Origin of the sequence: Aureibaculum algae (genome assembly GCF_006065315.1) — a bacterium.
GTDB lineage: Bacteria > Bacteroidota > Bacteroidia > Flavobacteriales > Flavobacteriaceae > Aureibaculum > Aureibaculum algae.
Genome location: NZ_CP040749.1, coordinates 2,239,192 through 2,256,754, shown reverse-complemented (window position 1 = coordinate 2,256,754; position 17,563 = coordinate 2,239,192). Strand labels below are relative to the sequence as shown.

12 protein-coding genes and 1 tRNA gene are annotated in these 17,563 nt (G+C 33.0%); 5 read left to right on the top strand and 8 right to left on the bottom strand.

Annotated elements, in window-relative coordinates; translation table 11 throughout:
* Positions 1-14: 14 nt before the first annotated feature.
* From FF125_RS09355 to FF125_RS09325, 7 genes are all read right to left on the bottom strand, one after another.
* Positions 15-572 (bottom strand): hypothetical protein, encoded by a 558-nt coding sequence (locus FF125_RS09355; protein ID WP_138949518.1) that lies wholly within the window; start codon positions 570-572, stop codon positions 15-17.
* 79 nt (positions 573-651) lie between these two features.
* Positions 652-1,614 (bottom strand): aldo/keto reductase, encoded by a 963-nt coding sequence (locus tag FF125_RS09350; RefSeq protein ID WP_250629722.1) that lies wholly within the window; start codon positions 1,612-1,614, stop codon positions 652-654.
* Positions 1,615-1,728: 114 nt separating this feature from the next.
* A complete protein-coding gene (gene msrA / locus FF125_RS09345) occupies positions 1,729-2,235 on the bottom strand; it encodes a peptide-methionine (S)-S-oxide reductase MsrA (RefSeq protein WP_138949517.1) in 507 nt (168 codons plus the stop codon).
* A gap of 213 nt (positions 2,236-2,448) precedes the next feature.
* Positions 2,449-3,588 (bottom strand): glycerate kinase, encoded by a 1,140-nt coding sequence (locus FF125_RS09340; RefSeq protein ID WP_138949516.1) that lies wholly within the window; start codon positions 3,586-3,588, stop codon positions 2,449-2,451.
* A 17-nt stretch (positions 3,589-3,605) separates the two neighbouring features.
* Positions 3,606-5,252 (bottom strand): sodium:solute symporter family transporter, encoded by a 1,647-nt coding sequence (locus FF125_RS09335; protein ID WP_138949515.1) that lies wholly within the window; start codon positions 5,250-5,252, stop codon positions 3,606-3,608.
* A 121-nt stretch (positions 5,253-5,373) separates the two neighbouring features.
* Positions 5,374-6,684: an amylo-alpha-1,6-glucosidase gene (locus FF125_RS09330; RefSeq protein WP_138949514.1), complete on the bottom strand. Its 1,311-nt coding sequence runs from the start codon at positions 6,682-6,684 to the stop codon at positions 5,374-5,376.
* Between the two features lie 114 nt (positions 6,685-6,798).
* Complete coding sequence (locus tag FF125_RS09325; protein WP_138949513.1) at positions 6,799-9,477, bottom strand: TonB-dependent receptor; 2,679 nt, start codon at positions 9,475-9,477, stop codon at positions 6,799-6,801.
* Between the two features lie 175 nt (positions 9,478-9,652).
* On the opposite strand from FF125_RS09325, the gene FF125_RS09320 reads away from it, so the two are divergent.
* The 5 genes from FF125_RS09320 (at position 9,653) to FF125_RS09300 (ending at position 16,676) form a co-directional block, all read left to right on the top strand.
* Positions 9,653-10,684 (top strand): LacI family DNA-binding transcriptional regulator, encoded by a 1,032-nt coding sequence (locus FF125_RS09320; RefSeq protein ID WP_138949512.1) that lies wholly within the window; start codon positions 9,653-9,655, stop codon positions 10,682-10,684.
* A gap of 205 nt (positions 10,685-10,889) precedes the next feature.
* Positions 10,890-10,974 (top strand) — tRNA-Ser (locus tag FF125_RS09315).
* A gap of 422 nt (positions 10,975-11,396) precedes the next feature.
* On the top strand, positions 11,397-11,822 hold the full coding sequence (locus FF125_RS09310) for a hypothetical protein (protein ID WP_138949511.1): 426 nt from the start codon (positions 11,397-11,399) through the stop codon (positions 11,820-11,822).
* A gap of 395 nt (positions 11,823-12,217) precedes the next feature.
* Entirely contained in the window at positions 12,218-13,432 is a 1,215-nt protein-coding gene (locus tag FF125_RS09305; protein ID WP_250629721.1) for a site-specific integrase, read from the top strand.
* A gap of 712 nt (positions 13,433-14,144) precedes the next feature.
* Positions 14,145-16,676 carry a SusC/RagA family TonB-linked outer membrane protein gene (locus FF125_RS09300; RefSeq protein WP_138949509.1) on the top strand — a complete coding sequence of 844 codons (2,532 nt, stop codon included), beginning with the start codon at positions 14,145-14,147 and terminating at the stop codon, positions 16,674-16,676.
* 32 nt (positions 16,677-16,708) lie between these two features.
* On the opposite strand, the gene FF125_RS09295 is transcribed toward FF125_RS09300, so the two are convergent.
* Positions 16,709-17,560, bottom strand: a complete 852-nt coding sequence (locus FF125_RS09295; protein WP_138948251.1) for an IS3 family transposase — start codon at positions 17,558-17,560, stop codon at positions 16,709-16,711.
* Positions 17,561-17,563 lie beyond the last annotated feature (3 nt).

Sequence of the window (17,563 nt, the reverse complement as noted above, 5' to 3'; positions counted from 1 at the left end):
TGAAAAACACATCGCTATTTTTTCGAAATATTTGCTTTTTCTTCAGCATATAATGCTGCACATTGATCCATATAATCACCCACAATTGCACCGTCAAAATCAGCTAAATTCTGAGTCGAAAACTTGAGTGTACGTTTGATAGGTGCCATTTTAATTAAGGTCTCTTTTTTGAGGTCGTAATAATGCCAATTACCGATATATTTATGAGTATTTAAATTAATACTAGATTCGCCACTGCCATCGTTTGCCGCGTTACCGAACTCATAACGGCTTAAACCAATTGCTTCAATGGCTTTTGTTTTATCATTAAATCTAAATTGAACGGCATAGCCACCTCTCATAAAATTTACATTAAAATGAAATCCGTTTTTTGCTTTTTTAAAATGAACATTTCCTGAAGGATCACCCATCGGTTTACTTCTATAGATTTTATTTGTAGCTGATAATTCTGCATAAATATAGCCTTCATCGTCTTCAAAAGCCATCCACACCTTATCAGGAATTAAATCATGATCAATAGGTACTGCTAACGAATCTTGAGCATACACCAAGTTTTGAAATAAAAAGAGCATGAATAAACTTTTTTGTAACATCATTTTTCGTTTCAATTTAAAATACATTATAAATATATGTGGTTAAAATTTTCTTTATTTAATTCCATTTCAATTGTTTTCTTTCTTTCCAATACGCATTACTTGAAACTCCAAAGGCTTCTAATTGCTCCATTTCTAAAGCTGTCAGTGAAAATTGATTTGCCTTTAAATTGCTCTTCAAATGAATGTCATTGTTGGCACCGCTTAAAACCATTGCATGTGGAAAAACATCCATACAATACCGCAAGGCAATAGCATCAGCACCTACCTCATATTCCTTGGCCAAACGTTGCATAAAATGGTATAGCACATTATAATTTGAATAGTTATCATTTGGTATCAATCGACCATTTGCCAACGCTTCCTTAATAATAAAGGGTCCCGATCGCTTTTGCAATGCTTCCCTATATATCGATACACTTTGGTCTAGCACATTATAAGTACACTGAAAGGATTGAAACAAGTATTCATTCTCTACTCGAATGGCCAATGCTTTTTCCAAAACTTCAGTTTGATTATCTCCTGTGGTGGTTAAACCAATGGTGATATTATATTCCTTTTTTAAGGTGTGTAATCGCTTTAAAACTTCTGTATTTTCTAGAACACCCGTATCAAGCGTTGCCGAATGTATTTGATAAACTTTTAGATAGGGTAGTAATTGTTTTGAATATTCCCATTGTTTGTTCAAATTAGCTAAAGAATGCTCTTTAACCTCATGCTCTTTTGCATTTGGATCAAAATTGGCCACGTAGGTATACCCCCATTTGGTAGAAACAATTATACTAGGATCGTTCTTTTCTTTTAACCAGCCTACCATTAATTCTTCGGCTATGCCATACCCAGGAGAAGTATCAAAATAACGAACACCATTTGTATAGGCATTTTCTAACATCTCTAGCCCCTTTTCTTTGAATTTTGGCAATGAAAATGCTTCTTCACTAGCATCTTGTTTAAGGTTAATGTATAATGGCCTGCCGATAGCCGCTGTGCCTAAACCCAAGTTGTTTTTAAAATGCATCATTTATTTTAATTTATACAGCATAGTACAGAAAAAAAACGCAACCCACACCATGTATTGATTTTTAAACTTCAATCGTTATGTGTTCTTCTCGATACATTTTTAAATACCCAAAGCTTATGCTTTCTCCTTGAGAAAACTCTCCTCAAATCTTAAAAAGTGGCAGGTATATCCATTAGGGTTTTTAACCAAATAATCTTGATGTTCTGGTTCAGCTTGCCAAAACGGGACAAAAGGTTCCAATGTAGTAACCACATCTCCTTCCCATTTCCCAGATGCATTAACAATGCGAATCATTTCTTCGGCGATGGCCTTTTCTTCATCGTTTTGATAGAAAATTGCAGAACGATAACTAGACCCCATATCATTTCCTTGTTGATCAACTGTCGTTGGATTATGCATTCTGAAAAAGAAATCTAAAATCTCACGAAAAGATGTTTTGTCAGTATCGTATATTATTTCAATGCCTTCTGCATGACCTGGATGATATTTATACGTAGGGTTGTCATTTTGCCCACCTTGATATCCCACTTCAGTATCTATGACACCTGGGCGTGTTCTAAAAAGGTCTTCCATGCCCCAAAAACATCCACCTGCTATATATGCTTTTTTAGTAGTACTCATACTTTATTATTTTTTAATTTCTATTAAAAATTCAATCGTCAATTTCAATGTTTAAAATTATAAAATATTTACCAATTAAATATATATAAAAGGAATTGTTAGGGATTGCTCCGTTTAAAGATTTTCTTCTAATTTTAAGAGCATGTGAAGCATATAGAAACAGTTTGTTTATTTTGTAATTTAAGATGGAAGAATTCTCCTTAAAAAGCATATTTAAAAGCGGTGCTTCTTCTCTATTTCTTTTGTGAAATTTTCTGCAATTGTTGTCAAATAACTGGAGCTGTTTTGCATGGCATCTTCTAAATCTTTAGCTACATCTATTACAGAAGCCGCATATTCAATTCCCATTTTTCTTAAGCTATATTCAGGTATTTCTATGGCACCACAAAAAGCAGCGACTTCAATCTGTTGCTCTAATGCCGTAGCTAATACGCCATTAATTGTTTTTCCTGATAGCGTCTGATCATCTAATTTCCCTTCTCCAGTAATAATCCAATCTGCATTTTTAACTTGGGTATCAAAATCAGCAATTTCTTTGACTAAATCTATACCAGAAGTAAGTGTTCCATTTAAGAATAGTTGTGTACCCACCCCCATTCCACCAGCTGCTCCACCACCTTGTATTTGCTGAACATCGGTATTGAAATGACTATTCAACACCTTAGAAAAATCTTTTAATCCTTGATCTAGCATTTTAATATCTTCTGTTGAAGCTCCTTTTTGAGTGCCATATACATAAGCTGCTCCCTCTATTCCGTATAACGGATTGGTAACATCGCAGGCAATTTTAAAGGTTACATTTTTTAATGACGCATTGACCTGACTATCATCAATAAACTTAATTTTTGATAAGTTTTTACCAACAGCCAACACTTCTTTTTTATTGGTATCTAAAAAACGAAAGCCAAGTGCCGCCGCCATACCCGTTCCACAATCGTTAGTAGCACTACCACCAATACCCAAAATAATTTGGGTAGCCCCTTTTTTTATGGCATCCAAAATAAGTTGTCCGGTACCATATGTTGAGGTGCTTTTACAATCGAGTTCTTCAGTACTTAATAGTTTAAGACCTGAGGCTTCTGCCATCTCTATAAATGCCGTTTTTGTGGTACTGGCATATAAATATTGAGCATCAACTTCTTTAAATAAAGGATTATTTACATGTGAGGTAATAAAAGTACCGTCAAGATAATAATTGGCTACATCAATAGTTCCATCTCCTCCATCTGCTAAGGGTAATTTTACAATGATGTATTCTGGATTAATATGTTGAATACCTGATGCTACAGCATCGCAAAACTCCAATCCCGTTAAGGATCCTTTAAATTTATCAGGTGCTATAACAATTTTCATAAGTTGTTGTATTGAGATTATCCAAAAATAGTGGGTACGAAATAACTAAAGATTACTATTGCTATAAAAAATGCGACTAAAATATATACCTCTTTTATCATGAAATCAGATTTTTTTATAGACACATTAAAGTTTGAAATACTTTTAACTTCAACATTTTTTGTTAGAGCACTCACGGTATAAGCAATTACCAACGATAGTATTACACCTGTAAAATTTAACCAAATCCAAAATATTTCAAAACCTAAATCTATATGAAATATTTCTTGCATGGTTTTTGAAAAAATAAGGTTTACCAATACGGCAACGATAATTCCAGCATTCATACCAATATGATTCACTTTTTTAGAGAAAAAAGCCAATAAAAAAGTAACTAAAACGGGTCCATAAAAAACAGAACCTATAGCATTAATTATTTCTATTACTGCACTTTTACTGCCCCCAAAAAGAAAAGCACTTGCCATACAAATACCACCCCAAAACACAACAGATGCTTTTGAAATTGCCATATATTTTTTAGGTGATAATTTCTTTTCGCCTCTATTAAAAAAATCTTCAACGGTTACCGCAGAAAGTGAATTTACGGTAGAGCTTAACGAGGACATGGCCGCAGATAAAATACCCACCATTAAAATACCAATAAGTCCGTGTGGTAAATATTTCATGATAAACACGGGTACCATTAAATCTACTTTAATACCGTTAGTAGCAAATTCTTCAGGAAAATGTTTTTGTGTAGTACTCGCAATTTCCGCTAAAAAATCAGGAGCTAACATTACCAAACCACCTATTATTAAACCCATAGTACAATACACCAAAACTACTGGAAATCTCAATAAACCGTTTGCCAATAACAAGGTACGTATTGTTTTTTCGTTTTTAGCAGATAAGAGTCGTTGAGCCTGTGTTTGATCACAACCATAATAGGATACATATAAAAAGAAACCACCAATAAGCATGGGCCAAAATCCATATTCATTACCCTTACCAATACCTAAATTATAGTCAATCACCTGTAAACGTTCTGGGGGAAATCCATTTGCAAGACCTCCATGTTCTTGTACCAAATTCCAGCCGAAATACACGCAAATAATTAAGCCTGTAAATAAAATAATCATCTGAATAGCGTCTCCCCATACCACGGCCTTCATCCCTCCTTGCCAAGAGTATATGATGGTTATAACAGATATAATTAAAATGGTATATACAAAATCAATGTCTAAAACCGCTTGTAATATAATGGCAATAGTATACACCATTACACCCGTACCTAAAGCCCTACTAATTTGAAAAACAATACTTAAAATTAACCGCGTTGAAGTACTAAATCTTTTCTCTACAAATTCATAGATACTTACCACACCCGATCTAAATAATGGGGGCACAATAACAATCATAATAAATATCATTGCTAATGGTACGGCAAACTCAAAGGTTAACCATTTCATACCGCCATTTAATTTTAAACCAACAAAGGCGGGAGCAGAAATAAAACTAATGGCAGACAATTGGGTTGCCATTGTAGATAAACTCAAAGGAAACCATCCTAGGCTTTTACCCCCTAAAAAATAATCTTTAGAGTCTTTATTATCTTTAAAGAAAAAACCCATTCCTAAAAAGAAAACAATGTAAAATATAATGATACTATAGTCTAGCCAATTCATACTATTTACGTTTAAGGGTTGTTACTAATTGATGGACTTAATTTAACAAAATTTTCTTCTAATAAATAATGGTCAGAAAAGTTGAGTATTTCCATCTTAGCGTAATATTTCTAAATTATAATTAATCACTTAACATGTCTATGAGCAGAGCCGCACTCCATGAAAAATCATTACCACCATAGCCTGCTCGTACTTCTCCATGTGCTTCTTTTCGAGCATCAAAATACTCATAAAACCCATTAATTTCTATCAATGCTATGGTATCTTGCTTTACTCTTTCCGCAATATTTTTGTATCCGTATTGTGCTAGACCTCTATATAGCATCCAGTTTAGGTTGATCCACACTGGACCTCGCCAATATTGTTTCGGATTGTACCGCTTACTAGTTGGATCAAAAGAGGCACATAAATACTGATCTGGATTACCAAATTTTGTCATCATTGTATTTACCATTTCTGCCGCTCTTTCCTTATCGGGAATGTTTGCAAACAACGGAGCAAATGATGATGAAGAAATATATCTTAAGGGCTTGTTATTTCTCAAATCATAATGAATATAGCAACCCAACTCTTCGTCATATAACTTTGAATTAAATGATGTCATACTCAGCTGTTGCCATTGTTCTAATTGACGTACTTTATCCTCATTATTTCCTATACGCTTATAGAGCTTTATCAAACTTTCATTCGATTTAATTAGCATAGCATTAAATAGTGGATCTTGTACCAAAAAAGGAGATAATTCTGCTATTTTTTCATCACTATAGTTGTGTTCTTTTGCAATTTCTATGATGTGTAAATAATGATCATACTCTCTTTTCGAAGGGCGTTGAGAGGCGTCAACATGCGAAGTATCTCTTCTTTTAAAATCATATCTTGGCGAATCAACCGTAGCCCAAATATCATCCCAAATTGGCGAATTATCGGTACCAGACTCCCAGTTATGGTAAATATACACAAGACCTTCATTATTAATATCTCTTTGTTCATAAAAATAGCGATGGTTATCAAACACCTTATCAATTTCAGATTCAATATAGGTAAGTAAATCTTCTTTATCGGTACTGATATTATACATTTCTTCTAATACAAAACCAGTAACGGGCGGTTGTGTCATCCCTGTAGATTTGTATTTTTTTGATGATAACGGATGTAAATCTGAACGGTGAAAATCTGCACCAGGAAAATAGGTATCCGTATCAGTATGGAAAATAATATGTGGTATAAAACCATTTTCCCATTGAGCATCTAGCAACGTCGAAATCTCTTGTTTTGCTTTAGGCATATCAAAATGAGCAAAACCTATTGCTATAAAACCTGAATCCCATAACCATTGAAAGGGATATAAATTCTTACAAGGTAAGGTGAAACCACTTGGTTGATAATTCTCAGTAAGAATTTGCTTTGCCTTTTTAATTAAATTTTCGTGCATATAATAAAATTTATGGATAAATAGAGTGAAAAAAGAGTACAAAGATGTCTGTTGGATGGAAATCCAATATCCATCAATGTACTCCAACATTTACTAAAGAAACTAACTCAAATTTTAGAAATTAAATGTTGCTGTTAAGAATACTCTTCTCGGTAAAATTGGTCTTCCTACAAAAAACTCAGACTCTGTCTGACCTGCAGCACCTGCTCTTGGATTACCTTCTGTAATTCCAGAACTATCAAATAAATTAAACACTGAGAAACCTAAGCGAACAGATTGATTACTGTCTTGTTTTGCAAACGTATATCCAGCAGCTAAACGACCAATGTTAATGGCGTCTAATTCAATATTATTTGTATCATCTGTAAATTTCTTACCGGTATAGTTGAAACCGAAATTAGCATCAAACGCAGAATTGTCATAGTATAATCCTAATCCACCCAAAAAGTTTGGTTGTCTTGCAAGTTCATTACCAACATTGGCTTCAGCATTTGTTCCATTTACAAGATCATAGTCTATATTTTTTGTAATTTCATGATCTTGATATGTAGCAGTTCCACGAAGATTCAAATTCTCAACGATTTCATAATCCCATGTTGCTTCAACACCAATTGTTCTTGTGTTTTGTTCTGCTCTTGTTTGATCAATCAATTGACCACCAACAATAGCTTGACGAATTGAAACACGATCTTTAAGACCTACATAATACCCAGCAAAAGAACCTGAGAACTTACTATTTCCAAACTTAGCACCAGCCTCAAACTGAATTATATTTTCAGGATCGTACTTACTTTCTGCTATACCTGGTACAGGTGCAAAACCTCTTAACTGTGGAAAGAAATATCCTTTAGAAAAGTTGGCATATAAATTTGTAGTTTCAGATAACTCATATAAACCGGCTAAAGAAACTGCCCATGCATTTGCTTCTACTTTAGTTCTTAAAAAAGAGCCATCAGCAGATTGTACATTACTCAATTCAGGTGTTAAATCAGCACCATTATAAACGGTTTCAGATGTAATTCCTCCTTTATTATTTTGTCCATCCGTATTTTCCCATCTAAATCCAATATCAAAACGCCATTTATCAAAAATCATCTCATCCGTTACATACAATGCTACTCTATTTTGTGATAAATAATTATTTGCTGTTTGTCCAATACGGTTATACAATCCACCCTCAGAATAAACAACATTTTCACCACTTGCATTTGTATAACTCAAATTAACAAGTCTAGGGTCATTATTAAATTCAGTTAATACTCTGTATTGATAATTAACATCTTCTGCCTCACTACGTGCAATAAAAGAACCAACGGTTATATTATGGCTTCCACCATTAGATGTTTCAATTCTTTTCGTCAAATTGATTTCTCCTGAATAATCAGTCATTGGACGTAAACGATCTACTTCCAAATTATCAATTACCAAATCAGTACCACTTATTTGTTGGTTCGGATCACCACTTTGATAACGAGCAGTATATCCAAGGTTTCCTGGAGCTATACTTTCCATATAATTATTTAAAGTAATAGGATTTCCATTGTTACCATTTCCACCTACATATAAAGCAAAATTATGCTGATAGTTAGCGTATTTAACTTTTGATTTCAATTTAAGATCGTCACTAAAATTATAATCAAAGTCTGCTAAAAGATATCCACCTTTTGTAGAAACTCCATTAGCTATGGGACTGTTATAAACCCCACCTGGTGTATTGAATGATGTATTTGCTAAAGAGCCAGTTAATAATTGTTCAACAGGTTTACCATCGTTACCATTAATTCTTTCTCTGTTTCCACCAGAAAGTGGTAAAGGAAGATAAAATTGAGCATTATCATTAATAAATTGTCCATGCAGTGTAAATGAACCATTTTCGAATTTCTTTTTTATATTCCCTCTAAATTGTACCCCTTTGGTTGGTAGCCCAACATCTATTGGTCCATTATCATGTCGTACAAAGCCAGTAAAAGCATAGAATGTATTTGAATCTTCACCACCTAATCGTCCACCACTATAAAAATCAGTTTTAATTCTTCCTTGATTTGCTACTTCTACATTTATCATATTACCAGGATTTGAATCACCTGTTTTACTTGTATAGTTAATTATACCTGCAACAGAACCAGCACCATAAAGAACCGCAGACCCTCCTCGAACAAATTCAACTCCTTTAAAACCAATATCTGGTCTCGCATAAACATCATGAGCTGATGAATTCAATCCGAATGAACTTATCAAAGGCATACCATCATATTGTAAAGGATTAAATACATACTGTCCACCAGATGGAAGTCCTCTTACAAAAATATTACTTGCCGTTTCACCCCCACCACCTTCGGCAGTAATACCAGGTACACTGCGTAAAATATCCGCTTGGCTATTGGCTGAAAGTTTAATTATCTCAGTTTGCTTTATTGAGCTTATAGATAACGGTGCTTGTTTCTGAGACCTAAAGGTACTTGATGACGTTAGTACAACTTCATCTAAAACACCAACGGCTTCCGTCAAAACCACATTTAAAGATATTGGTGTGCCTTCTAAATTAATAGCCTCTTCATGTGAAGTAAAGCCAATATAAGATACCTGAATGGTTTGTGCACCAGATAAATTAGTTGTAAAATTATAATTTCCGTCAAAATCTGTAGTAGTTCCAGAACTACTTCCTTTAATGACAACATTAGCTCCAGGAATGGGATTTCCAGAACTATCTTTAACGTCTCCCGAGATTTCGGTTTGTGAATTTCCTATCAGAAAGGATAAAGCACACATACATGTAAAAATTAGTGTTTTCATAAATTTGATATTTAAATTAAGTTAGTATTTAATTACGATATATAAAAAATATCGATTAATATTTTGTAAACCTATCATTTTAAACAAGCGAAAATTAAGAAAACAATAAAAAAAAGCCCGCAAACGTTTGCGGCAACGTTTGCAATTTATATATTTGTTTAGCTAATAAACAATTATGAAGAAAAAAAGCAATGTTACGTTGAAAGAAATCGCTAAAATTTTAGGATATTCTATCTCTACAGTTTCAAGAGCGTTACGAGATCATGTTGATATTAGTGCAGAAACAAAAGCAATTGTAGAGCAAAAGGCAAAAGAGTTAAATTATATGCCCAATATGTTTGCTCAAGGTTTTAGAAGTAGTAGAATGCATATTATTGGTGTTGTTGTTCCTAAGCTTTCTCATTATTTTACTTCTACAATGATTGAAGGTATTCTTGACTATGCAGAAACCAAAGGATATCGTGTAATAGTATCAGAATCGAAAAATAGCGTTGAAAAACAAAACCAAATGCTAAATACAATGCTACAATTTAATGTTGATGGCATTTTACTTTCAATGACCCGTAAAACAGCGAATGTTCAAGACATTTTAAATATTTTAGATAGAAAACCATTGGTTTTATTTGATAAAGTAATGAGTAAAATTCCATGTACTCAGATTATTATTGACGGTAAGCAAGCTGCTTATAACGCTATAGAACATTTAATAAATATAGGAAAACGTAGGATTGCTATTTTTAAAGAGACAGAAAATTCATTCAATTCAGAGCAGCGGTTTGAAGGTTATTTAAAAGCCTTGAAAGATTACAACATACCCATAGATGAAAAATTGATTTTTAGTACCGAAGATATCTCATTGGAAAAAGGAGAACAATTGGCACAAATTGCAATTACCTTAAAAGAAAGACCCGATGCCATTTTTGCAATTACGGATAGCTGTGCCATTGGTGCCATTAAAATTTTAAATAAAAACAAAATAAAAATACCTGAAGAAATTGCTGTTGTGGGATTTAGTAATTCAGCACACTCAACTATTATAGAACCAAATTTAAGCACCATTAATCAACCTGGTCATCTCATAGGAAAGACTGCTTTAAAGTATTTAATTGAAGAAATTGAAACTGATAACAATAATGATTTCCAAAGCAGTAAAACTGTTGAAATAAAATCAAGTCTCATCGTTAGAGATTCGTCCTTTATAGTATAGGCTGTAAACTTTTAAATTAAAATATAAATATAAAGTTACTGAAAACTAAGTTAATACAACTTATACTAAAGAAAATACAACCCTAAAAAAAGTAGTTTGTTTTTGATTTTTTATGCTTTGAACATTTATAAGTAAAATTAAAAATTAAAAAGTCATGAAAATGTTTCTCAATTTCAAAAACCTTTTTATATTTGCAACCGCTAAAGGAGAAATGGCAGAGTGGTCGAATGCGGCAGTCTTGAAAACTGTTGAGGGTCACACCTCCGGGGGTTCGAATCCCTCTTTCTCCGCAAAAGGAAACCCACAACGAAAGTTGTGGGTTTTTTGTTTTCCAAAACGTCGAAAATTTATTTTCGTAAGTGCATGGAAAACAAAAAACCTATAAAAACACAACGTGTTTTTGGGTTGCTATGTTTGTATTGGATTCCCAATCAGGGATCACGACCAGAGGGAGTAATCCTTTGAACATTACTTCATAAATGTTTGAAAACAAAAAACAGACATGCGAAGCATGGGTAGTTTTTATGTTTGCTCAGGATACCATTTTGGAATCACGACCACAGGGAGTAATCCTTTACACAGATTTTCGTAAGAGAAGGGAAAACAAAAAACCTATAAAAACACAACGTGTTTTTGGGTTGCTATGTTTGTATTGGATTCCCAATCAGGGATCACGACCAGAGGGAGTAATCCTTTGAACATTACTTCATAAATGTTTGAAAACAAAAAACAGACATGCGAAGCATGGGTAGTTTTTATGTTTGCTCAGGATACCATTTTGGAATCACGACCACAGGGAGTAATCCTTTACACAGATTTTCATAAGAGCAGGCAAAACAAAAAACCTATAAAAACACAACGTGTTTTTGGGTTGCTATGTTTCTATTGGATTCCCAATCAAGGATCACGACCACAGGGAGTAATCCTTTTCACAGATTTTCGTAAGTGCATGGAAAACAAAAAAACCATAAAAACACAACGTGTTTTTGGGTTGCTATGTTTCTATTGGATTCCCAATCAAGGATCACGACCACAGGGAGTAATCCTTTTCACAGATTTTCGTAAGTGCATGGAAAACAAAAAACAGACATGCGAAGCATGTGATGGTTGTTATGTTTGTATTGAATTACCTAGTTAGGGATCACGACCACAGGGAGTAATCCTTTTAGATTATCTTATTAAGTAAAAAGAAAAACAAACACCTCGTGTTTTTTGGTTTCTATGATTGTATTGGATTCCCTAACAGGGATCACGACCACAGGGAGTAATCCTTTGAGTACATTTTCGAAAGAAGTTTAGAAAATGCGAAGCATGTAGTGGTTTCCATGATTGTATTGGATTCCCAATCAGGGATAACGACCAGAGGGAGTAATCCTTTGAACAGTTTTTCGTAAGTGCAAGGAAAACAAAAAACAGACATGCGAAGCATGTGGTGGTTTTTATGTTTGTATTGGATTCCCAATCAGGGATCACGACCACAGGGAGTAATCCTTTTTACTTATGTATAATACGTTTTCCCTTCTTTTCTTCCCTATGAAGAACAAAGCCACAAGTGATGGTAAAGCTCCTATATACCTAAGAATTACAGTAAATGGCAAGCGGAGTCAACTAAGTATTAAAAGAAAAATTAATCCCGAAAAATGGAATTACGAAGCAGCTTTAGCTATAGGAAATTCATTAGAAGCAAAAGAATTAAATTATTATTTGGATGCTATACGGTTTAAGTTATATGGTATTCAAAAGAAATTCTTAGATGATGATAAAATATTTTCTGCACTTGATATAAAAAACCGTTACATAGGTAAGAGTGAAAATCAAAAAATGTTGCTCAATATTTTCCAAGAACACAACGATAAAGTAGAACAATTAATTGGTAAAGATTTTGCAGCAGGAACAGCTGAGAGATATAGAACCGCTAAAAAGCACGTAGAAGATTATATTAAATTAGAATATAAATGTGATGATATACCTGTTAATAATGTAGATCATAAATTTATAAGTGGTTTAGAATACTATCTAAAAACCGTTAGAAATTGCAGTCATAATACGGCCATAAAGTATATCACCAATTTTAAAAAGATTGTGAGAATTGCATACGCTAATGATTGGATAGATAAAGATCCTTTTTACCATTGGAAATCAAGATTAAAAATTGTAGATAGAGAATTTTTAACCAAAGAAGAAATAGAATTATTTATAGAAAAAAAATTACATACACCGAGACTTGATCAAGTTCGTGACATTTTTATATTTTGTTGTTTTACGGGACTCTCCTACTCCGATGTAAAAAAACTTACCAAAAGTAATTTGGTATTGGGAATAGACGGTGAAATGTGGATTAAAACTTTCAGAACAAAAACAGATACTCCAAGCAATATTCCACTGCTACCAACTGCAATGGCAATAATTAATAAATATAAAAACCATCAAGAAGTAATCAATAAAGAAGTTCTACTACCAGTACTAAGTAATCAAAAATCAAATGCTTATTTAAAAGAAATAGCAGATTTAACGGGTATAACTAAAAACCTCACCACTCACCTAGCAAGACATACATTTGCAACAACAATAACATTGTCCAATGGTGTGCCTATAGAATCAGTTAGTAAAATGTTAGGTCATAAGTCATTAAAAACTACACAACATTACGCTAAAATTCTAGATAGAAAAGTTTCTGAAGACATGGCCATTTTAAAATCAAAACTTGGTTTAGCATCAGATGAACATATAAATTATCGGAAACTTTAATTCTTGTAATCATAAACAAAAATTAAAATAATATCTTAATAAACTTACTTATTATTGTGGTATTAACAAAATCTCACTTTCCATATTGTCAGCACAATTTTACCCCTTGCTGTAACATTAGGTTACGGACTACCATTTGAAACGGTATCCAAATCATTTTCTCATTGAAAAATTTGAACTCCCTATAATTACGCAAGAGCTGTTAAAAAAGAATAAATGCAACAATCTAAAGATAAAATCAATATTCATATATTGAATAAACTAAAACCAAAATCCTAAGATTTCTAATAACCTTTTTCAAATAAAATAATTGAACATTTAATTTAGGTCTCAGAACTAAGATATATCAACTACTTATTTTTGGAGGTTTTTCACCCAAATACCTACATAACAGTAGTAGTGTATTTGTTGTTTCTACTTTTGCATTTGGTTTCTTACCAAAAGTCACGCCCAGTGAAAGAATTCCTTGAAAATAAATTCCCTTCCTTTCTAAAAAATACAACAAGACTAATTTTTATATAAAATCAACTTAATTAACGGAAACTATAAGAATAAAAGATTAATCAAGGCTACATAACTAATTGTAAAACAGCATTGGATAAATCTAAATAAATGAATGTTTCTTTTGTCAATTAAAAATAAATTTATAATATTGCATTATGTTATACATAATATATAATACAATTTTACTAACTCAATTAAATTTTAAAATATGAGAAATAAAAATTATTATGTCATTTCGATGATATTTTTACTGTTTTTATGCCTTCCCATAAGTAGTTATGGTCAGGAAAAAACAATTACAGGAAAAGTAACTTCTTCTAGCGACAGCCAACCATTACCTGGGGCTACTGTGCAGATTAAAGGGACTACAACTGGTGAAACAACCGATTTTGATGGAAATTATTCTATTGAGGCAACTACAGGTGATATACTTTTATTCAGCTTTGTTGGTTATACCACTCAAGAGGTAACCGTTGGAATTGACAACGTAATTAACCTAACCTTAGTCGAAGATGTTAACGTGCTTAGTGAAGTTATTATTACAGGTTATGGAAAACAAACCAGAGCTACTTTAACTACTTCTATTTCTAAATTAGATACAAGAATATTAGAAACATCAACACGATCTAATGTCGGTTCTGCACTTCAAGGAACAGTTGCTGGTTTAAGAGTTACCAACACCACCGGACAACCGGGTTCTACGCCACAAATTATTTTACGTGGTGGTACAAATTTCGGAAATGATGCTCCTTTAATATTAGTAGATGGTATACCTAGTTCATTCTATGGTTTGAATTCTGATGACATCGAATCAATTGAGGTTTTAAAAGATGCAGCAGCAACAGCTATTTATGGGGCAAGATCTGCAAATGGTGTTATTTTAGTAACTACAAAAACAGGAAAAGTAGGTAAAAGCTCTGTAAATTATAAATTTAGATATAGTAGCAATAAAGAACGAGATGATCAGCAGTATATAGGTGCTGAAGACCATATTAATTATAATAGACAATCAATAGCGTGGTATAGAGAAACCGTAAATAACTCAGGTGCCTTTGGTGCTTTTTTGGATGGCAATCAAAGTGCGGGTACTGGAAATAATTCGACCAATGATCCTTTCACAACACAATTATTAACATCAGCGAATTCATATTTATTAAATCAGCCAGGTTGGAATTCTATTCCCGATATATTAGATCCAAGTCAGGAAATTTTATTTTATGATAACAAAGGAGTTGGGGACCGTATTTATCAAGACAGTTTCTCAAAAGACCATTATTTATCGTTTGACGGTGGAAATGAAAAAGGAACTTATTATTTGGGACTAGGTGCTTTGGATAATGATGGATTAGTTTTAGGGTCGGGTTTTAAAAGATATTCTGGTAAGTTCAGCGGTTCTTATAATATCTCAGATAAATTTAAAGTGAATTCTACAATATTATATTCACATTCTAATTTAAGCAGAAGCCCTTTAGGCAATGACGATACTGTATTTAGAAGATTTCAGGGCCAAGCGGCTACTTCTCGAACTTACGACACTAATGCTGATGGTACTTTTTCTAATGTTTATAGCGTAGGTCAAAACCAAAGTTTTGGTAACCCTTTATATTATCAAGATAAATTTATAAGAAAGAATTTAGAACAACGATTATCCGCATCTGTTGGAATTGATTGGGATCTTCTAGACGATCTAACACTATCAATAGACGGTAGTCATTTTGCCATTAACAATCATAATGAAAGTTTTAATAAAGCTTATCGTGTGGGTAGCACAACGGGGCCTTTACGTACAGGTCGTGAAGCTTCTGTTAGTTTAGGTAGAACCTTAAGAAATCAATTAACGGGTACCCTAAACTATATTAAAAAGTTTGGTTATCACAATGTGAATGTCTTGGTGGGTGCAGAATATTATAAAGATAATTATTTTGGTACTTCTGCTGGTACAAGAAATTCGCCAACTGATTTAATTCAGACCTTAAATGCTGCTCCTGAAGCAGATGGCATTCCTTATAGTGCAGAAACCGAATATGTTATAACTTCTACTTTTGGTAGATTGTTATATGACTACAATGATAAATATTTAGTTAGTCTTACCTACAGATATGATGGGTCATCAAGATTAGGAAATAACAAATTTGGTTTCTTTCCTGGTGTTTCTTTGGGTTGGAGTGCACATAATGAAGACTTCTTTAAAAATTCAACTTTTAGTAAAACAATTTCCAAAATTAAGCCTAGATTAAGTTATGGAGTTAATGGAAATCAGGATGTTTTAAGTAATTATGGTGTTTTTGGGTCTTACGGAAGTCAAGGCGTGTATAATGGGCAAACTGGATATGGAAATACAAGTTTGGCTACTTTAGATCTTAAGTGGGAAAAAGCAACTACATTGAATTTTGGTTTAGATGTCTCATTCTTCAATGATCGTTTATCACTAATAACGGATATATACTCTAGAGATATTAAGGATAAACTAGCCACCCTCACATTACCATATTATACTGGTTTTGGTGGTATATTAACAAATAATGGTACGTATAGAAATAAAGGTTTTGAACTACAGATAAATGGAGAAATAATTAAGAAAGATGATTTTAGTTGGAATGTCGGTGCAACTTTTACAACCAATAAAAATTATGTAGTTAACCTTCCTGAGAACGACAATGATCTAAACAGACAAGGAGGTCAATTGATTTGGAATACGAAAACAAATCAAGAAGAATGGGTAGGTGGTTTGCATGTCTAGTCCTGAAATATGGCTACAGGTTAATAATTAATTTAAGCTGATAATTTATATACCATATTTGGTGTTTTATAGTCTAAAGATAAGTGTAATCTTATTTCGTTGTATAAATTAATTGCATTTTTTGCAGCTCTCTTTGCGTGTTCCACGTTATCAAAGGTTTGGTCTAAGTAAAATTCGTCTTTTAAAATTCCGTTTACACGTTCTGCCATTGCGTTTTCGTAACAATGATTTTCTTCAGTCATACTAATATCTATCTTTTTTCTTTTGAGTATTTGTGTGTATACATTGCTACAATATTGTATTCCTCTGTCGGAATGATGAATAAGCTGTTTAATGTTTTTAGCTTGATAGATGGCTTTATTAAGAGCTCTTACACAACCTTTTAATTCCAAGCTATCACTTATGTCATACCCAACAATTTTCCTGGAATGCATATCTGTTATCAAAGCCAAGTAACAAAAGCCTTTTACAGTTCTAATATATGTAATATCAGAGACCCAGACTTGATTTGGTTTAGTAACTTCCATATCTTTTATAATGTTATTGTACTTGTAAAACCGATGATAAGAGTTGGTTGTTCTGGCACTAGTTTTCTTTCTAAGTGTTAGCATTTGGTGTTTTCTAAGGACATTAAATAGTGTATCTCTACCTACTTTAAGGTTGGCTTTTGTAAACTCGTTATCTAATGATTTAGTGAGTTTTCGAACACCTTCTCTAGGAAGGGATTTACGTCTTTTTCTAACAATTTCAATAATCTGTTGTTCTATTTTTAAACGCATATCAGCTCTAGATTTGTATTTATAATACGCATCACGTTTAAGTCCAAAACAACTTGCTATAGTAGATAAAGAAGCAAATCCCTTAGCTCTATTTCTAGTTTTAATAAA